Source organism: Nocardia sp. A7, assembly GCF_046549215.1.
In the GTDB taxonomy this organism is placed as follows: domain Bacteria; phylum Actinomycetota; class Actinomycetes; order Mycobacteriales; family Mycobacteriaceae; genus Nocardia.
In genome coordinates this window covers 2,105,857-2,125,076 of the sequence record NZ_JAJPWE010000001.1, presented here as the reverse complement: position 1 = coordinate 2,125,076, position 19,220 = coordinate 2,105,857, and the positions used below count along the sequence as shown (strand labels likewise).

General features: G+C 66.0%; 17 protein-coding genes. 9 read left to right on the top strand and 8 right to left on the bottom strand.

Features of this window, described 5'->3' with window-relative positions; translation table 11 throughout:
- Positions 1–12 precede the first annotated feature (12 nt).
- Positions 13–1,191 carry a Fic family protein gene (locus ACLJPD_RS09645; protein ID WP_410871534.1) on the top strand — a complete coding sequence of 393 codons (1,179 nt, stop codon included), beginning with the start codon at positions 13–15 and terminating at the stop codon, positions 1,189–1,191.
- Here the strand turns inward: ACLJPD_RS09645 and ACLJPD_RS09640 are convergent.
- The 7 genes from ACLJPD_RS09640 to ACLJPD_RS09610 form a co-directional block, all read right to left on the bottom strand.
- Positions 1,188–2,264, bottom strand: a complete 1,077-nt coding sequence (locus ACLJPD_RS09640) for an ABC transporter ATP-binding protein (protein WP_410871533.1) — start codon at positions 2,262–2,264, stop codon at positions 1,188–1,190. The genes ACLJPD_RS09645 and ACLJPD_RS09640 overlap by 4 nt on opposite strands.
- Positions 2,265–2,335: 71 nt before the next feature.
- Complete coding sequence (locus tag ACLJPD_RS09635; RefSeq protein WP_410871532.1) at positions 2,336–3,664, bottom strand: ABC transporter substrate-binding protein; 1,329 nt, start codon at positions 3,662–3,664, stop codon at positions 2,336–2,338.
- 21 nt (positions 3,665–3,685) lie between these two features.
- Positions 3,686–4,552, bottom strand: coding sequence for a carbohydrate ABC transporter permease (locus ACLJPD_RS09630; protein ID WP_410871531.1), 867 nt, complete (start codon positions 4,550–4,552; stop codon positions 3,686–3,688).
- Entirely contained in the window at positions 4,549–5,460 is a 912-nt protein-coding gene (locus tag ACLJPD_RS09625) for a carbohydrate ABC transporter permease (RefSeq protein WP_410871529.1), read from the bottom strand. Before ACLJPD_RS09625 ends, ACLJPD_RS09630 begins: the two co-directional genes overlap by 4 nt.
- A gap of 144 nt (positions 5,461–5,604) precedes the next feature.
- Positions 5,605–6,495, bottom strand: a complete 891-nt coding sequence (locus ACLJPD_RS09620; protein WP_410871528.1) for a L,D-transpeptidase — start codon at positions 6,493–6,495, stop codon at positions 5,605–5,607.
- A gap of 319 nt (positions 6,496–6,814) precedes the next feature.
- Positions 6,815–8,146: a cytochrome P450 gene (locus ACLJPD_RS09615; protein WP_410871527.1), complete on the bottom strand. Its 1,332-nt coding sequence runs from the start codon at positions 8,144–8,146 to the stop codon at positions 6,815–6,817.
- Between the two features lie 19 nt (positions 8,147–8,165).
- Positions 8,166–9,353: a serine hydrolase domain-containing protein gene (locus tag ACLJPD_RS09610; RefSeq protein ID WP_410871984.1), complete on the bottom strand. Its 1,188-nt coding sequence runs from the start codon at positions 9,351–9,353 to the stop codon at positions 8,166–8,168.
- Between the two features lie 184 nt (positions 9,354–9,537).
- On the opposite strand from ACLJPD_RS09610, the gene ACLJPD_RS09605 reads away from it, so the two are divergent.
- Entirely contained in the window at positions 9,538–10,170 is a 633-nt protein-coding gene (locus tag ACLJPD_RS09605) for a hypothetical protein (RefSeq protein ID WP_410871526.1), read from the top strand.
- A 37-nt stretch (positions 10,171–10,207) separates the two neighbouring features.
- Positions 10,208–11,665, top strand: coding sequence for an MFS transporter (locus tag ACLJPD_RS09600; protein ID WP_410871524.1), 1,458 nt, complete (start codon positions 10,208–10,210; stop codon positions 11,663–11,665).
- Positions 11,666–11,717: 52 nt separating this feature from the next.
- Here ACLJPD_RS09600 and ACLJPD_RS09595 read toward each other — a convergent pair whose 3' ends face one another.
- The gene (locus tag ACLJPD_RS09595) at positions 11,718–12,386 is read right to left on the bottom strand and encodes a S1 family peptidase (protein ID WP_410871523.1); all 669 of its coding nucleotides are present in this window, start codon (positions 12,384–12,386) and stop codon (positions 11,718–11,720) included.
- A 483-nt stretch (positions 12,387–12,869) separates the two neighbouring features.
- Here ACLJPD_RS09595 and ACLJPD_RS09590 point away from each other — a divergent pair, with 483 nt between their 5' ends.
- The 6 genes from ACLJPD_RS09590 to ACLJPD_RS09565 are packed head-to-tail and all read left to right on the top strand — an operon-like array spanning position 12,870 to position 19,215.
- Positions 12,870–13,730 carry an MlaE family ABC transporter permease gene (locus ACLJPD_RS09590; protein WP_410871522.1) on the top strand — a complete coding sequence of 287 codons (861 nt, stop codon included), beginning with the start codon at positions 12,870–12,872 and terminating at the stop codon, positions 13,728–13,730.
- A 3-nt stretch (positions 13,731–13,733) separates the two neighbouring features.
- Positions 13,734–14,597, top strand: coding sequence for an MlaE family ABC transporter permease (locus ACLJPD_RS09585; protein ID WP_410871521.1), 864 nt, complete (start codon positions 13,734–13,736; stop codon positions 14,595–14,597).
- 7 nt (positions 14,598–14,604) lie between these two features.
- On the top strand, positions 14,605–16,104 hold the full coding sequence (locus ACLJPD_RS09580; protein WP_410871520.1) for an MlaD family protein: 1,500 nt from the start codon (positions 14,605–14,607) through the stop codon (positions 16,102–16,104).
- Complete coding sequence (locus ACLJPD_RS09575; protein ID WP_410871519.1) at positions 16,101–17,126, top strand: MCE family protein; 1,026 nt, start codon at positions 16,101–16,103, stop codon at positions 17,124–17,126. Before ACLJPD_RS09580 ends, ACLJPD_RS09575 begins: the two co-directional genes overlap by 4 nt.
- On the top strand, positions 17,123–18,118 hold the full coding sequence (locus tag ACLJPD_RS09570) for an MCE family protein (RefSeq protein ID WP_410871518.1): 996 nt from the start codon (positions 17,123–17,125) through the stop codon (positions 18,116–18,118). Before ACLJPD_RS09575 ends, ACLJPD_RS09570 begins: the two co-directional genes overlap by 4 nt.
- Entirely contained in the window at positions 18,115–19,215 is a 1,101-nt protein-coding gene (locus ACLJPD_RS09565) for an MlaD family protein (RefSeq protein WP_410871517.1), read from the top strand. The genes ACLJPD_RS09570 and ACLJPD_RS09565 overlap by 4 nt, the downstream gene beginning before the upstream one ends.
- The last annotated feature ends 5 nt before the right edge of the window (positions 19,216–19,220 follow it).

Genomic DNA, 19,220 nt, shown 5'->3' with positions numbered 1-19,220 from the left:
ATTGCAAAACTGATGAATTGGCCGGCTCACCACATCGAACAGCGAGAGTGGACGGCGCGCGGCGGGCGTGGTTCACGGGTGGGCCCGATGCCCGAACAGGTCGCGGTGTCGATCCCCCCGCGCATCGCTCGGCTCGATTTCGCCACCAGGCGAACGACATTGGCCAGCGAGGCAGCGGCGATCGCGGTAACCCATCTCGAAGCCGGCCACGGCGACCTGGCTTCCCTGCACGAGTTCCTGCTGCGGAGCGAGGCGGTCGCGTCGTCGCGGATCGAGCACATCGACGCGGGCTGGCGAGCATTCAGCAAAGCCTTCGGCGGCGCGACGGCTCATCCCGAAGCCGCGGCGCAGGTGGCCGCGGTGCGGGCGCTGGCAGGCCTGGTCGACACCGCGGAGAAGGGGCAGATCACCGAGGCGAGTCTGCTCAGCGCTCATCGGGTGCTGATCGCCCCGGAGTGGGAGAAGGCCGGGCGTTTCCGCACGGCACAAACCTGGATCGGCGGCAGTGACTACACGCCTCTCAACGCGCTGTACGTGCCGCCCCCACCAGAACTCGTGCCCGAACTGGTGGCCGATCTGCTCGCCTTCGTCGCACGCGGCGACCTGCCGATCCTGGTGCAGGCCGCGCTGGCGCACGCGCAGTTCGTGTCGATCCACCCGTTCGACAGCGGCAACGGCCGGATCGGTCGCGCCCTGGTGACGGCCATCCTGCGCCGACGCGGCCTGACCGACCGGGTGACCGTCCCCTTCTCCTCGGTCATGCTCGCCGACACCTCGCGCTACTTCGCCCAATTGGCCGCCTACCGAACCGGCGCCGCCGAGGAATTCGTCGTGTACCTGGCGCTCGCCGCGGTGTACGCGAGCGAGGCCGCGATCGATTCGGCCCGCGCGCTCACCGCGCTCCCCGATGGCTGGCGCGACCGGGCCCGCCCCCGCGCAGGCTCCGCCGACGAGGCGCTACTGGCGAACCTGCTTGCGCATCCGATCCTCACGATCGCCGAAGCGAGCGCCATCAGCACGACCACGGACTCGGCCACCTACCGGGCCCTGGATCGACTCGTCGATGTCGGCATCCTCGAAGTCGTCTCCGATTCCAAACGAAACCGGATCTGGGCAGCCACCGACATTCTCGCCGAACTCGGCGCCCTCAACGCCGCGATCGGTCGACGCACCGCGACCGGCCTGTCCTAGCGCAAACGCAGGTCGGTGTCGGCGTCGAAGAAGAAGATCTCGTCGGTCTTCGGTCGCAGGTGCAGGGTTTCGCCGAGGGTGGTCTGGAACCGACGGTCTACGCGGACCACGATCTTGCCGGAGCGCGTTGACCAGTCGGTGCCCGCGCCGTGGGTGTAGACGAACGATTCCGCGCCGAGTTCCTCTAGCAGTTCGGCGACGACGGTGATGCCGGCGGGATCGGTGGTGACCTCCCACGATTCGGGCCGGATGCCGAGCACCACCCGCGCACCGGAGATACCGCGGGGCACCGGAATTCGCAGACCGTCGAGGACGGCTTCACCGTCGACCACGGGTGCTTCGAGCAGATTCATGCCCGGCGAACCGATGAACCCGGCGACGAAGGTGTTCAGTGGGTTGTCGTAAAGCTCTCGCGGAGAGGCGATCTGCTGCAGCGCGCCGTCCCGGAGCACGGCAACGCGGTGCCCCATCGTCATCGCCTCGACCTGGTCGTGGGTGACGTAGACCGTGGTCGTGCCGAGACGCTGCTGCAAGGCCGCGATCTGGGACCGGGTGCTCACCCGCAGTTTCGCGTCCAGGTTGGACAGCGGCTCGTCCATGCAGAACACCTGCGGGCGGCGCACGATGGCCCGACCCATGGCGACACGCTGGCGCTGTCCACCGGAAAGCTTGGCAGGCTTGCGATCGAGCAAGGGCTCCAGCTCGAGCATTGCCGCGGCTTCCTTCACCCGAACCAGCGTGTCGGACTTCGACATTCCCGCATTGCGCAGCGCGAACCCCATGTTCTCGGCGACGGTCATGTTCGGGTACAGCGCATAGCTCTGGAATACCATCGCCACGTCACGCGCCCGTGGCGGCAGCGCGGTGACGTCACGCTCGCCGATCCGGATCGTCCCGGACTCGACAGCTTCCAGGCCGGCCAGCATCCGCAGACTCGTCGACTTGCCGCAGCCGGAAGGGCCGACCAGCACGAGGAATTCACCGTCGGCGATGTCGATGTCGAGTGCGTCGACGGCGGGGGCGTCGGCGCCGGGGTAGCGGTGGGTCACACCGTCGAACTGCACTGTCGCCATGGCGAATTCTCCTAGGAGGGGAAAGCGAAACACCGCCGGTGGTCATGACGACCACCGGCGGCGCGGGTGAACTACTTGGGCAGCTTGGGCGTGATCTGCCGGTCGATGATCGCCTGCACGTCGGCGGCCACCTTCGCGAGAACCGTTGCCGGATCGGCGTTCTGGAGACCGATCTGCTCGTAGCCGGTGCCGATGATCTGGTCGGCGCCGGGCACGAACACGCGCGCGTAGTCCTGCGACTTCGTCACGGCGAGCTGGTCGATGGCGACTTTCGAGTTCGGGTTCTTCGCCAGGAAGTCGATCTCGGAAGGATCGGTCACCGCCGACTTGCGCACCGGCATGTAGCCCGTGTTCTGCGAGAAGTAGGCGGTGTTGGCGCCGTTGGTGATGAACTCGATAAACTTGAGCGCGTTCACCTTTCGCGCGTCGGAGATGCGCGAGGGTACGGCGAGACCGGCGCCGCCGGTGGTGACGCCCGGCCCGTTCGGGTGCGGCAGGAACGCGGTGCCCAGCTCGAACTTGCCGGTGGAGTTCTTCAAGATGCCCTTGAGATCACCGGTGGAGGCGATGGTCGAGGCGGCGACACCGGTGCCGAAGTCGACCGCGATCTGCGGCCGGATGGCGGCGTACTTCTTCACGTTGATCGAATCGCGCAGGTAGGTGGCCGCGGCGATCGAGCCCGGATCGGTGAACTTCAGCTTCCACTGATCGGAGTAGGCGCCGCCGAAGGTCCAGTTCGGGCCCTGGAAGGTCCAGCCGAGGTAGTTCTTTGCGTCACCCCAGGCGTGGGCGAACTTGTCGCCGCCGACCACCGACTGTACCTTCGGGCCCCACTCGTCGAATTCCTGCCAGGAGTTCGGGCCGCGATCGGGCAGGCCGGCCTTCGCCCAGACGTCCTTGTTGTAGTAGAACAGCGGCGTCGAGCGGGCATACGGCAGCGCGTAGTGCTTGCCGTCGAAGAGGTAGTCGGCGGCGAGGGAGTCGACGTAGTCGCCCAGCTGCACACCCGCGGCACCGAAGTGCCCGTCGAGCGGTTCGATGGCCTTGCTCAGCGCGTAGTTGAACCACCAGACATCCGACAGCACAACAACATCGGGCAGCTCACCACCGGTGAGTGCCGCGTTGAACTTCTGCGCCACCTCCTCGTAGTTCTTGCCCGCGTCGACCAGGTTCACCTTCAGGTCGGGGTTCTTGGCCTGGAAGCGGTTGATCAGCTCCAGCTCCAGCTCCTTGGAGGTGCCGGGGTGGTTGGACCAGAAGGTGATGGTGTTGGCGTCACCGGAATCGCCGGATCCGCCGCCCGTGCCCGCACAGGCGGTGAGAGCTGCGGCCGCGGCGACGCCGCCGGTCAGGCCGAGGAAGCCACGGCGACTCAGCGCCGGGAATCGTGAGTTGGACACTGGCGAACTCCTGTTCGAGATTTAACCCTTGACCGCACCGGAGGTGAGGCCTTTGATCATGTGACGTTGCAGGACAAGGAAGACGAGCAGAATCGGCAACATCGTGAGCACGGTGCCCGCCATCACCGGCCCCCAGTTGGTGACGCTGGGGTTCTCGGTGTTCTGCAGCAGGGTCAGGCCGACCGGCAGCGTGGCGACATCGGCGGAATCGGCCATCAGGAACGGCCAGAGGTATTCGTTCCACTCGTTGACCAGCGTCACCACCGCGAACGCCACCATGGTCGGCCCCGACATGGGCAGCACCACGCGGGTGAGCAGCCGCCACCAGTTCGCGCCGTCCATCCGCGCTGCCTCGATCACCTCGGCGGGCAGCGACAGGAAGTGGTTGCGCATCAGGAAGGTGCCGAAGGCGACGCCGCAGAGCGGAATGATGATGCCCTGGAAGGTGTTTCGCCAACCGAGCTGGGCGATGAAGGCGTAGTTGGAGATCACCGTGATCTGGTTGGGCACCATCAGCGCCGCGATGATCACCAGGAACACGATGTTCTTGCCGGGAAAGCGCAGGAACACCAGGCCGTACGCGCTGAACACGCCGAGCGCGAACTTCACCGCCGACACGATGCCGGTGACGATCAGCGAGTTACGCAGGAACGTCCAGAACGGCACCGTGGTGGTGGCGTGGCTGTAGTTCTCCGGGTGCCAGCTGTTGGGCCAGTAGACCGCGGGCTGGGTGTAGATGTCGGAGCGGTCCTTGAGCGAGGTGATCAGGATCCAGAACAGCGGGACCCCCACGATGATCAGCACGCACACCATCGCCGCGTAGCCGAGCAGGGTGACGGCGCGTTCGCGGCGCTGGTAGGAAAGCGTCTGCGGGCCTACATGTTTCATCGTTCGCCTCGATCCATCACACGCACCTGGATCAGCGTGACCACCAGCAGCACCACGAACATGATCGTGGCCACGGTGGCGCCGTACCCGGCCCGGAAATTGCGGAACGACTCCTCGTACACCTGGAACACCATGGTGGTCGTGCCGTTGCCGAGCGGTCCGCCGCGCGTCATCACATTGATGATGTCGAAGACCTGCAATGAGTTGAGCAACACGGTGATCGACAGGAAGAAGGTGGTCGGACGCAGTTGGGGCAGAAGGACTTTCGTGAACCGAGTCCAACTGCTCGCGCCGTCCATTTCGGCCGCCTCCAGCAATTCGGCGCGCACACCTTGCAGCGCGGCCAGATAGATCACGAAGGCGTAGCCGAGATTCTTCCAGATGTAGGTGAGTGTCACCATGAACAGCGCCCACTCGGGGTCCTGATAGAAATCCGGCACATTGTCGACGCCGATTCGATGCAGGATGTCTTGTACCAGACCGAAACTCGGATCGAAGATGAATTGAAAAGCCACGCCGATCGCCGCGCCCGAAATAACGAACGGGGCGAAAATGGCGGATCGAACAACATTGCGCCCGAACAGTTTTCGATCGAGCAACATGGCCAGCGCCAGCCCGAGCGCCATACTCACCACGACGGCCGCCACGGTGAAGATCACCGTATTGCTGACGACTTTCCATGAGTCGTCGCGCTGCCACCATTCGATGTAGTTGTCGAATCCCACCGAATTCGCCACCGGCTCAGCGAGATTCCAGTCGGTGAACGACAGCCGGATGTTGTCGGCAAGCGGCCGGTAAACGAACAGGCCGAGCAGCGCCAGGTTCGGCACCACGAGTACTACGAACAGCGCGTAGTCCTGCCACGGACGGCTTCTCCCGGGGAGCACCCGCTCTGGACTCTGTCGCACCGCGGCAGCTTTACGGCGCATGGCGAACCGTTGGTTAACCCTGCCCGCCGATTTTCTGAACATCGGGCACACAGTGCCGATTACAGCAAAAACCCGAACAACACGACCGGTAGTGATCGTATTGTTCGGGTTTTGTTCAGCGAATCAGTTCCAGTCGCCCAAACCGTCGCCTGCGCTGAGGGTTCCGCCCTGGGTGCCGGTGATGATCACGGCATCGCCGCGACGGGTGTTCTCCAGGAACCACTTTCCGTCCGCGGTGCTCACATTGAGGCAGCCGTGGCTGGCATTGGAGTAGCCCTGCTGGCCGACCGACCACGGGGCGGCGTGCACGAAGATGCCGCTGTTGGACAGCCGGGTCGCGTACTCGACCTCGAGCTTGTAGCCCTCGGGATCGGTGACCGGCACGCCGTAGGTGGACGAGTCCATCGTCATCTTCTCGAGCCGCTCACCCACGATGTAGGTGCCGTTGGGGGTCTCGTAGCCGGGCTTGCCGAGCGAGGTCGGCATTTCCCGGACGACCTCGCCGTTGACCGTCACGACGATCATCTTGGTGGCGTCGTCGACGGTGGCGACGAACGCGTCACCGATGTGGAACGAGCTGGTGGTGCCACCGGCGACCACGGTCACGTTGGTGTTGGCGGGCCAGAACTCGGTGGGCTTCCAGCGGACCTGCTTGCTGGAGGTCCAGTAGAAGTAGCCCGGCGCGTTGGTGCTCGAGGTGACCTTGATGGCCCGCTCGGCGGCCGCGCGGTCCTCGACCGGCTCCTTGAAGGTGATGGCGATCGGCTGCGCGACACCAACGGTCTCGCCGTCGGCGATGTTGATGTTCGGCGGCGCGAACGGCGCCGGCTGCGCGGGCTCGTTCACCGCGGGCTGGCTCGAACCGGCGCCGAAGCCCGGCAGAGTCGGCTGAGCCTGCGCGGGCACGGCGATCAGTGCCCCGGTCGCGGCGATCGCTGCCGACAGCAGCAGACCCCGGCGAAGCCAGTGCGATTGCCGCGTATTTGCCTGGAAGTGCATAAGTTTCTCGTCCATTCCATCTCTCGTTCCGCGTGCGGCGGCCCGAGATCTACTCAGTGACGCTTGTTCTCGATTGACGCAGAGGCCGCGACGGGTCTCTACGAGGTAACGACTCCCCGACCCTGACCTACCATTACTACCCGCACCTGCTGACTGAGTGCCAGCCGTGTTGCGCGGTGATAACAGACTCGCAACTCTGTGCCGTGGGTCACATAACGGACTGTGATTCTTCGGCTTTCGTCAAACACCGCGCTCACAGCGGCGAGTCGATGGCGGTGCGTGGGAACAGCGGGGAAGCACATCGGTGTGAGTCTCAAACCTCACGTGAGGCAGATCACCCCGACCGTGTGAAGTGGATCGCCCGATCCGGCGCGGTCGCGAGATTGCGCGGCACGGTGCGCGGTCGCCTGCCGAGTGCCAGCGCGGGCTCGAGCGTCAACCGGACCTCGGTCAGCAGGGTGGCCAGCACGATCCGCAGCTCGTGGTCGGCCAGCGTCGCCCCGATGCAGCGGCGGTGTCCGCCGCCGAACGGCGCGAACTCGAAGGGGCTGAATTTGCGGTCGAGGAACCGGTCGGGGTGGAACAGGTGTGGTGCCGGCCAGATCGAGGACTGACGGTGGAGTACGCCGACCGCAAGGCCGATGGTGGCGCCCGCCGCGACGTCGACCCCGCGCCAGCGCAACGGCGCGGTCACGGTGCGCAACACGATCGGCACCGGTGGGTGCAGTCGCAGGGTTTCCTGGCAGACGGCGTCGAGGAGCGGAAGGCGGACCTGTTCGGCGGGGTCGTCGCCCGCGGTGGGCAGTTCGGCGAGCAGGCGGGTGAGCAGGTCGGGTGCGCGGTGCAGGTGGTAGAGCGCCCAGGTGAGGGTGGTCGCGGTGGTTTCGTGACCGGCGACGAGCAGGGTGCGTAGTTGTTCGCAGAGTTCGGTGTCGGTGAGGGTGGTGCCGTCGTCGTAGCGGGTGGCGAGCAGGAGGTCGAGCAGATCGCCGTCGGCCGGGCCGGTGCGGCGACGGGCGGCGATGTCGGCCAGGATCAGGTTGTCCAGCCGTTCGCGTGCCGTGGTGAATCGTTTCCACGGCCCGAAACCGCCTATGTCACGGCGTAATACAGGTGCGACCATGAGCGGGGTGGTGAAGGCGCCGAGGAAATCGGCGACCACACCGCCGTATTCGGCCGCGCGATCGGAACCGGCACCGAACACCGCGGCGAGAATGCCACGGAAGGTGATGGCACGGGCGGCAGCGAGGGAATCGATCCGCGTGCCCAGCTGCCAGGGACCTGCTGTGCCGTTTCGAATTTCGTGCAACGTCGCATTGCGGATCACCTCACCCAGCGATCGCACCCTGGCACCGTGCAGCGCGGGAGCCAGCAGCGCGCGATCCGCGCGATGCCGTGTTCCGGAACTGAGAATCAGCGACGCGGCACCCACCATCGGCTCGATGGGATTGGGTCGCGGCGGCTCGAGCAACGCCGCGGGCGCCCGGAACAGTTCGCGCGCACCCTCGGCGGTACCGGTGAACAGCACCGCGGGAAACCCGGGGAACCCGACCGCGAACGGATCGCTGCGCGCGGCCCGTCGTCGCAGGTAGCCCTCGAAATCGCGCCCCGCGGCCAGTCCGTGCAACCACGACCAGCGCGGCGTGGCGGGGGTCGGCGAGGTCATGTCTGTATCTACGGCTCACCTACGCCAAAGGTTCAGGAGGCGCAGGCGCGCCGAGAACGCGGCGCACAGTGCCCTGGGCCATTGCCGCCAGCTTGGCCAGGCGGGCATCGCCGAGTGCGGTGACCGCTCCGCCCAATCGATTGGTGACGAACGCTATCGACATTCCGAGATCGGGGTCGGCGTACGCACCGGAACCACCGACGCCGTAGTGGCCGAACGCGTTTCGGGGTTGCTGTTTGGTCATCAGGACCGGGCGGTGATAGCCGAGGGTGAACCGCATGGGTAGGCCGAGGACGTAGTCGCGGCTGCTGGTCTGCTGGGTCCGGTTGATCGCCTCGATGGTCTCCGGCCGCAAAAACCGCACGTCGCCGACTTTCCCGTCGTTGGCGAGTGCTCCGTACATCTTGGCCAGCGCCCGCGCCGAGAACACGCCGTTCCAACCGGGCATCACCGCATCGTGCACCCGCGGGTCGCGGACCAGCTCGTCGAAACTCTCCGGCATGCCGGCCTCGGCCAGCCCGCGCGCGGGCCGTACCCACGACAGCACCGACGACGCGGTGTTCCAGCGGACCCCCGGTGGCGCCAAGTGCGGAAAGATCTTCGCGATCCGATGCCGCTCGCCCGGCGGCACCTGGAACCAGAATTCGTCGATTCCCAAGGGCTGCGCCACTTCTCGACGCAGTACCTCGGTGAACGGGTCGCCGGTCACCCGCTGCACGATCTCGGCGACCAGCCAGCCGAAGGTGATCGCGTGATAGCCCGAGCCGCGGATACGGCGCGGGTCGGCGGGGCTCTCGGCCAGCGCGGTCACCACCGCGTCGTAGTCGAGAATGCCCTCGCGACCGGGCACCAACCCGCGCACCCGGTGCAGGCCCGCGCGATGGGACAGCACGTCGCGCACGGTGATGTCGTCCTTACCGTGCGCCCCGAACTCCGGCCAGTAGGTGGCCACCGGCTCCTCGTAGTCGATCAGCCCGCGCTCGGCCAGCCGATGCAGCACGGTGGCGGCGACACCCTTGCCGGTGGAGAAGGTGAGCGCGATGTGCTCGCCGTTCCAGCGCTGATCCTTGGCCGCCCAGCCCGCCCAGATATCGACAACCGGGCCGCCGTTCAGGTAAATGGCCAGCGCACCACCACCGCGGCTCGGCTGGGAGAACATCCCGAAGAAATGATCGGCGAGGCGGATGAAGCGCGGATCGACCACCATCTGCCGTGGTGCCGCGAAGTCGCCGACCGGCGTTCCCGGCGATGGGGTACTGCTCACGGTCACCTCCTGATCCGCGATCGGGGGCCCCGCGCCGCGCGTGGCGACCGGAATCGCAAGCCTATCGCAGGGACCGACCCGCCGAGTGGAGTCGACGCGAGTGGCTCGAGTGGTGTATTCACAAGGGGTGTTTGCAGATTTGCCATTCGGCCGGCTCGTCGGCGCGATCGCCATCACCGTGACCGCGTTCGTCTCGACCGGTTGCGGAGGCACCATCGACGGCTACGCCCAGCCTGCGATCGACGTCGTCCCCGCGACCAGCGGCGCGACCCCGACCACCAAGCCGGGCAAGTCGACCACCGGCAAACCCACCACGAGCAAGCCCGCGCCGACCTCGAGCAAGGGCGGCAAAACCGACTTCCAGGCCAATATCGGTGACTGCGTGTCGCTCGGCGGCACCGTCGACGACGCGACCATCGAGAAGGCCGCCTGCGGTAGCCGCTCGTCGAACTACAAGGTCATCGCCAAAGCCAAGACCAGCAGCGGCTGTGTCAGCGACCGCGACAACTTCTACGCCGAGACGCTCAACGGCATCGAGACCGGCGCGCTGTGCCTCGACATCGACTGGGTCGTCGGCGGCTGCATCGACGTGGGCGGCGACGAACCCAAGCGCATCGACTGCAGCGAGGGCGGGACCGAACCGGTCAAGGTGATCACGATCAACAAGAGCTCCGACAGTGTCGACGACTGCCCCGACGTCGCCGATTCCGGTTTCAAATACGCCGAGCGCAAGGTAGTCGTCTGCGTGGAAAGCCTGTAATCAGGCGAAAGACCGACGCGGCGGCTAACTTGGAGTCGTGACCGAGACGGTTCGGCTGAAGTCGGCCGCGGGCCGGTGGATTCTGCTCGCCACCATCCTCGGCTCGTCGATGGCGTCGCTGGACGCCACCGTCGTCTCCGTCGCGCTGCCGCGCATCGGCGAATCGCTGCACACCGATGTCGCGGGGCTGCAGTGGACGGTCAACGGCTATACCCTCACGCTCGCCTCGTTCATCCTGCTCGGCGGTTCGCTCGGTGACCGGCTCGGCCGCCGTCGCGTATTCGTCTGGGGGATCGTCGGATTCGCGATCACCTCGCTGTTGTGCGCGGCCGCGGTGAACATCGAGATGCTGGTCGTCGCCCGGTTGCTGCAGGGCGTGGCGGGGGCGCTGCTCACGCCGGGGAGCCTGGCGCTGATCTCGGCGTCGATCGATCGGCGCGATCAGGGCAGTGCGATCGGACTGTGGTCCGGGCTCGGCGGGGTGGCCGGTGCGTTCGGGCCGCTGCTGGGTGGTGGGCTGATCGATCTGGTCGGGTGGCGGGCGATCTTCCTGCTCAATGTGCCGCTCGCGTTGTTGGTCGCCGTCGTCGCGATGAAACATGTGCCCGAGAGCCGTGATCCGGCGGCGCCGACCCGGATCGACGTGCCCGGCGCGGTGATCGTCGCGGTCGCGCTCGGTGCGCTCACGCTGGGACTCATCGATGGGCGGGCCACGTTGGTCGCCGTCGGGATCGGCGCGCTGGTGTGTTTCGTACTGGTGGAACTGCGCAGCCCGAATCCGCTGGTACCGCCTTCGCTGTTCCGGTCGCGGGTGTTCACGGCGGCGAACCTGGTGACCTTGCTCGTGTACGCCGCGCTCGGCGGCGTCTTCTTCCTGCTCGTCCTGCAATTGCAGCTGGTCGCCGGGTATTCGCCGATGGCATCGGGCGCCGCGGGACTGCCCGTCACACTGCTGATGCTGGTGCTCTCGGCACCCGCGGGGCGGTGGGCGCAGCGGCACGGACCACGTATTCCGATGACATTCGGTCCGCTGCTGGCCGCGGGCGGGGTGTTCGCGTTGCAGCGGATCGGGGCGGACGCGGACTATCTCACCGAGGTGTTGCCGGGTGTGTTCGTCTTCGGGCTCGGCCTGTCGGTGATGGTCGCGCCGTTGACCGGCGCGGTGCTCGGTGCGGTGCGCGACGGCGAGGCGGGTATCGCGTCCGGGGTGAACAACGCCGTCGCGCGCACGGCGCAGTTGCTCGCGGTGGCGGCGCTACCCGGACTGGCCGGGCTGTCGGGCGCGTTCAACGATCCGGTCGCCTTCGCCGCCGGGTTCGACACCGCGATGCGCTGGTGCGCGATGCTGCTTCTCCTCGGTGCGGGCATCGCCGCGGTGTTGCTGCGGGTTCCGCGCCGGGCGCCCGAGCCCGAGCGCGTCGACTGCCTGCCACACTGCGCCGGCGCCGACGGTCCGGCGCTCGCCCCCACGATCGCGCAGGTCACAGAGAAATAGCGGGCCGCGTGGACAATCACGCGACCCGCTCGATATCGCGGAGAACAGGGAACTAGATCGGGCGGAAACCCGAACCGACGCCGCCGCGGGCGTTGATGTCGTCGATGATCGAGTTCATGTTCGTGCCGACCTCGGGCCCGAAGCAGGCCACGGCCAGGTAGGCGTTCACCATGCCGACCAGCGTCGACCCGACGACGACCGGTGCGCCGGAATCGCCCTCGACCACGCACATCTGCGACCAGGTCTCGGTATTGGTCTGGAAGACGTCACCCCAGGTGATGCCGCAGGTGTTGCCGGTGGTCCGGCCTTCCTTACAGACGATCGTGGGGAACTGCGCCGGCCCGCCGACGCCGGTGATGCTGACATTGCCGATCCGGTTGACCGGGGTGATCCGGCCCGGCGTGAACTCGATGACCGCGTAGTCGAGTTCGTGATTGCTGTACGCGAATCGGCCGATCTCGCCGTACCCTCGATCCACCTCCGCGCTGACCGTCGCCCCCGCGTCGCCGCAATGGCCAGCGGTGAGCCCGACCAGCCTGCCCGCCCCGTCGTACCCCACCGTGGTGACGGTGCATTCGAACGCGTTGTCGATCACGATGCCGGAGCCGCCGCCGATCACCGGGGGGCCTGCTTGCGCGGTGGCCGCGCCGGTGCCGAGTAGGGCTGCACCGAGCGCGACGGCGAAGGCGGTGTTGGCCACCTTGGCGAGTTTGCTGAACATGTCCCTCCAGATGTCGGAAGTTCGCACGATATCAATACGGTCTGTCTATCGTGCCTGTATTCGGTCCCGGGCGCGCCACCGGACCGGTGCGTTTGCTGCTCGCTCCCACGGCGCCGACACGGACCGAAGTGATAGCGATCCCCTATTGAAATCGTGTCGCGGCGCGTCGTTCGTGTTTCGCACGTGATTTGTTCAGATAATTCGACGAGGGATTCGTTATGAATGACAAAGTTCCGCAATATTCCTTAGCCGCGAGGTCGGGTACTGGGAAACCATGGGGGAAACACCTTCCCGCCTAATCATGTGAACACGAGAATTGTTGGCTGTAGGGTCCGTGATGACGTGTCTCATAGCCGATTCGGACAGTGACCTCTATCTATGACAGCGCTCACATGTCGGTGATGTGTTCTCCGCTACTCCGTAGTAAGGTGCGTCAAGCAAACAAGTCGTCGGGGCGTTGAGGGCCCGACGTCGAGAGGGGTTATGGCAGTGCAGTCGACCGAGAGTCCGCCCACACGTTCACGAGCCAGCGAGGCTGTCGACTGGACGAAGGGCCTTTGGGACGACCACCCGAAAAAGTCGCTGGAGACCTTCGGCCGACAGATCACGATGGGTATCGAAGCGATCACGGAGTTGATCGTCGCGATCTTCCGTCGGCGCTTTCCTTTCGACGAGTTCGTTCGCCAATCCGCGTTCATGGCCAGTGTCGCCGCGGCGCCGACGCTGCTGGTCGCCATTCCGATCGCGGTGATCGTCTCGATCCAGGTCGGCGCGGTCGCGGGTCAGGTCGGTGCGACCTCGTTCATCGGTGCGGCCAACGGCCTCGGCATCATTCAGCAGGGCGCGCCACTGGTCACCGCGCTGATGATCGCGGGCGCCGTCGGTTCGGCCATCTGCGCCGACCTCGGCTCGCGCACCATCCGTGAAGAGATCGACGCGATGAAGGTCATGGGCGTCGACCCGCTGCGCCGCCTGGTGGCTCCCCGCCTCGGCGCCGCGATGCTGGTCAGCTTCCTGCTCTGCGGCTTCGTCGTGTTCGTCGGCTTTCTCACCGGCTACATGTTCAACATCTTCGCCCAGGGCGGTACCCCCGGCTCCTACATGAGCACCTTCGCCTCCTTCGCGGTCACCCGCGACCTCGCGGTGGCGCTGCTGAAGTCGGTTCTGTTCGGTCTGATCGCCTCGATCATCGCCTGTGACTGCGGGCTGAACGCTCGCGGCGGTCCCGGTGGCGTCGCCAACGCGGTGAACTCCGCGGTGGTCAGCTCCACCGTCATGCTGCTCGGTGTCAACGTGGCGATCACCCAGATCTACGCCGCCGTCTTCCCCCCACAGGTGGTCTGAGCCATGTCATCTACTTACGTACCTCCCCTACTGCGGCCGATCCGGTCGCTGCAGAAAGCCAGCAAGGCGCCCGGCGACATGCTCGCCCGCCTCGGCCACCAGGTCTTCTTCTTCCTGCGTTCGGTCGGCTCCATTCCGCTGGCCTTCAAGCAGTACCCGAAGGAGATCTGGCGTCTGCTCTCCGACGTCACCTGGGGTAACGGCAATATCGTCGTCGGTGGTGGCACCATCGGCGTCATCCTGATCATCAGCGCCTTCGGCGGGATGACGGTGGCCATTCAGGGCCACACCTCGCTGAACCTGCTCGGATTGAGCCCCATCACCGGCGCGATCTCGGCCTTCGCCACCACTCGCGAGCTCGGTCCGCTGCTGGCGGCACTGGCCTTCGCGGCCCAGGCGGGCTGTCGATTCACCGCGCAGTTGGGCGCCATGCGCATCTCCGAGGAGATCGACGCGCTCGAATCGATCGCGATCCGCCCGCTGCCCTACCTGGTCAGCACCAGGATGATGGCCGCGGTGATGGCGATCGTGCCGCTGTACGCAGTCGGTCTGACGACGGCGTACCTGGCCTGCTCGGTCACCGTGCAGTTGATCGGCGGTACGGCGGCGGGCACCTACTCGCACTACTTCTTCCAATTCCTGGTGCCGACGGACGTGCTCTACTCACTGCTCAAGGTGATCATCTTCGTCATGATCACCACGTTCATCCAGTGCTACTACGGCTTCTTCGCCTCGGGTGGTCCCGAAGGCGTCGGCGTCGCGGCCGGTCGCGCGATCAAGATGTGCATCATCCTGGTCGTGTTCGCCGACCTTGTTATGACATTGGCGATCTGGGGCATCAACCCCGGCATCAGGATCTCGGGGTAAGCGCGCGATGATCATCGATCCCAGTGGGCGCGGTCCCACCATGAAGCAGTTGTACGTGGCCGGTACCGCCGGCCTGATCGTCTTCGTCATCATCCTGGCGTTCCTGACGGCCAGGTACCAGGGCTACTTCGTACCCAAGGTCAATGTGGTCGCGAACCTGTCGACCACCGGTGACGGCCTGCCCTCGGATGCCGACGTGAAGTTCCGCGGCGTGCTCGTCGGCGTGGTGAAGAACGTCGAGATCGGCAAGAGCGCCGAGCAGAAGGTGAACATCGAGCTCAAGCCCGAGTTCGCCGACGGCATTCCGAACACCGTCACCGCCCGCGTCGTGCCGTCCAACCTGTTCGCGGTCACCTCCGTGGAGCTGGTCTACAACGGCGCGAACAGCCAGCACCTGAAAGAGGGCTCGCAGATCCCGGAGGACCGCAGCCAGGGCACGATCGCGCTGCAGGACACCCTCACCACGGTGCGCGACATCCTCAACGAGGTCGATCCGGTGCAGCTCGGTCGTGTGCTCGGCACGCTCACCCAGGCACTCGACGGCAGCGGCCGAGTCCCCGGCTCGACCATCCAGCGCCTCGATCACTGGCTCACCACGGTCGCCGACGCGGGCCCGAACGTGGGCGGCATGTTGGACAACTTCTCCAACTCCGCGCGTGCGCTCAACCAGTCGGCGCCGGAACTGCTCGACGTGCTCGGCTCCTCGGTACAGACCGCGAACACCATCGCCACCAAGCGCGAACAGCTGATCGCGCTGCTGGCCGGTGCCAGTGCCACCACGGATCGGGTGAACGACCTGTTCGCCACGAATCCCGATGTGGGCAAGGAAGTCACAGTCGGCATGAACGCCACCCTGGGTGCGCTGGCCGCCGATCCGGCCTCGATCACCGAGTTGTTCCGGGTGTTCGGTCCGTCGCTGGCCCAGCTCAACACCACCTTCCACGGTGGCCCGAGCGGCAAGCAGATGGTGTGGAACGCCGGCATCACGCTGACGCCGTACAAGCCCAACACCGTCGCCGACTGCCCGCGCTACGGCGATCTGCTCGGACCGAGCTGCTTCACCGCACCGGCCGAGGTTTCGCTGCCGCCGATGCCGGAGAACCTGCGTCCGCGCAGGCTCGACTCCGCGGCAGGCCTGCCGCCGCTGGTGTCGATCCCGGGCATGCCCGACATCCCGGGTCTGACCACGCCGGGTGTCGCGCCGATGCAGACCGCCAACGGTACCGAGATCAAGCCGTTCCAGGGCACGCCGCTCGAGGGCATCGTCCCGCCGATCCAGATTCCGGGCCTGCCCGGTGTGCTGGGTGGCGCGCCCGCTCCGGCGGCCGCACCGGCCTCGGCGCCCGCTCCGGCGACAACGCCTGCCGCGACGCCGATCTCCTACTCCGGTGACGCGGCGATGACTCAGCTGCTCGGCCGCAAGCCGAACGCGTCCGAATATCTGCTGCTCGGTCCGATTTTGAAGGGCGGAACCCTGCAAGTGTCCGAAAACGGGGGTGGCGCATGAGTATCCGCAAGCCGCTGATCGGGTTCAGTATCTTCGCGCTCGTCTCACTGCTCGTCACCGTGGTCGTGTGGAACACACTCGCCCGCACGGTCGACGGTGACACCCGCAAGTACACCGCGATCTTCACCGATGTCCTCGGGCTCCGGCCCGGCGACGATGTCCGGATGGCCGGCGTGCGCGTCGGCAAGGTCGAGAACATCGAGCTCGATGGCAAGAACGACGCCAAGGTGTCGTTCATCGTGCAGAGCGACCAGACACTGTTCAACGACACCAAGGCGCTGGTCAGGTACCAGAACCTGATCGGTCAGCGCTACGTCGCGCTGACTCCGGGTGCCACACCGAGCCCGGAGGCGCTCAAGAGCGGTGCCACCATTCCGCTCGATCGCACCGAGCCCTCGTTCGATATCTCGGCTCTGCTCAACGGTTTCCAGCCGCTGTTCCAGGCGCTCGAGCCCGCCGAGGTCAACGCGATGTCGGAGACGCTGATCCAGGCGCTGCAGGGTGACGGAGTGTCGTTGTCGGCCTTCATCATTCAGGCGGCCCAGCTGGCCACCGACTTCCAACGTCGCGACGCGATTCTGTCCGACGTGATCACCAACCTGTCCGGAGTGATGGCCGGGTTGGCGAAGCGAGGGGATGAATTGGAGACCCTGATCACCCAGACCAGGGCACTGATCGGCGGCCTCTACGACCAAGGACAGTCGCTGCAGGCTTCCACGGCCACCCTCGCCGATTCGACCACCGCGCTGGTCGGGATGATGACCAAGATCCAGCCCAAACTGGCGATGGCCCAGAACTCGTCCACCGCGGCGCTGAACCTGCTGCTGGCCAACGGCGCCAAGCTCGACCAGGTCGCGATCGACATGCCTTCGATGCTCGCCGACCTCGGCCGGATGACGTCGGAGGGTACCCACGCCAACGCCTACCTGTGTGGTCTGGACGTATCGCTGTACGGGGTTCTCTTCCCGCGCGGCCTGTTCAGCCAGATCGGTGGCAACGGCCACTCCGAGGTGTGCAGATGAGCAAGATCAAGTCGGCCTTCGCCGGTAACCGCAACTTCTGGCTGGGTGTGGTCGGTGCGCTGTGCATCGTGCTGCTGCTGGTCGGTTCGAGCATCTTCCAGTTCATCGGGCTCGGAAAACAGTCCATCGACGCGGAATTCGTGCAGGCCGCGGGCATCAAGACCGGCGACAAGGTCGCGGTCTCGGGTGTGCAGGTCGGCACGGTCTCCGGTGCCAGGATCGAGGGCGATCACGTGGTGGTCACCCTCGACGTGGACAGCTCGCTGAAGCTGGGTCCCGACGCGCACGCCGCGATCAAGATGGCGACCCTGCTCGGCGCGCGCTACGTCGACCTGCAGCCCGGCGACGGATCGGGCCTGAAGAACGACACGATCCCGCGCACCAACACTGACGTCCCGTACAACATCGCCGATGTGGTGCAGGTCGGTACGCCGAAGTTCGAGGCGCTCGACACCAAGAAGCTCGCCGCCTCGCTCAACACCATCAACTCCCAGCTCGGCGATTCGCCGGAGCTGGTCGCCCAGGCGCTCGACAGCGTCGGCGCGGTCGCCAAGGTCGTCGACCAGCGCAAGGGTGAGGTCGACAGCCTGATCAAGGACCTCAACCGGGTCACGCAGCTGCTCGCCGACAATCGCAACTCGATCCTGCTCGTCATCACCCAGGGCGAGGCCATCGCCAACCGGGTGATGGAACGGCAGAGTCTGCTGCGTCAGCTGCTCGACAATGTCGCCACGCTGACCCGTCAGCTGGAGGAGATCGGTGCCGAGAACGGTAATCAGTTCGGCGGCACCATCGGCCAGCTCAACACCATGGCCGAAGGACTGCAGAAGAACAAGGACAATCTCGACAAGCTGCTGCAGATCGGACAGCCGACGGCGCGCTACTTCAACAACGCCCTCGGCAACGGCAACTACGGCTCGGTCGCACTGCCGTGGTTGTTCCCCGACAACTGGCTGTGCTTCGTTCAGGTGATCCAGGGGTGCCAAGGATGAAACTGACCAACAAGCTCCGCGTCGCGCGGACGATGATGATCGCCGCCACCGCGCTGGCACTCGGTAGCTGCTCGCTGTTGCCGAGCCAGTTCGACGACGCGCTCGGCCGCTCGACCAAGATCACCGCCGACTTCGAGAACATCGCGGGCATGTACGAGGGCAACGAGATCATGGTCCTGGGCCTGGCGGTGGGCAAGGTCGACAAGATCGTGCCGAAGGGCACCTACGTCGAGGTCCACATGACCATCGACGCGGGCGTGAAGATCCCGAAAGACGCGATCGCGGCGATCATTTCGCCCTCGATCGTCACCGACCGCCACATCGAGGTGAGCCCGCCCTTCACCGGCGGTGAGACGCTGAAGTCCGGCGATCACCTGCCCAAGGCGCGGACCAGGACACCGGTCGAACTGGACACGATGATCAAGACCATCGATCAGTTCGCCGCCGCTTTGAAGCCGCAACCCGGCCAGGAGGGTCTCGGCCCGCTGTCGGGCCGGGTCCTCTACCCGGTGCTCAACGGCAACGGCCAGAAGATCCGCGAAACCCTCGACGCGCTCTCGGGTGCGTTGAAGGTCGGTGTCGACAACAAGGACGCCATCTCCAACATCATCATCAAGCTCAACGAGCTGACGACGATGCTGGCCGACAACGATCAGTCGGTGCGCGACTTCAGCGACCGGATGACCGCCATGACGGGGCTGCTCGCCGAGCAGGCCCCCGGCCTGCAGGCCACCCTCGACCAGCTCAACCAGTTCCTGGCCAACACCTCGACGACCTTCGCCGGGCACCAGGACGAACTGGCCGCCTCGCTGACCGGGCTGACCACGGTCACCAACCAGTTGCGCGACAACTCGGGCGCGCTGGTCGAGATCGTCGACGTGGTCCCGATGCTCATGCAGAACATCGACGGCGCGATCAACAAGGAGAAGGGCTTCGTCCGACTGCACGCGCTGATCGGTACCGCCCTCTCCGGCGAGCTCGTCAGCCTGTTCTGTGAGCGGATCCAGATGCGCTCCGATGGTTGCCGCACCGGAAACGTCCAGGATTTCGGCCCCGACTACGGGCTCACCGCCGCACTGCTCGGACTGACGAAATGAACCGA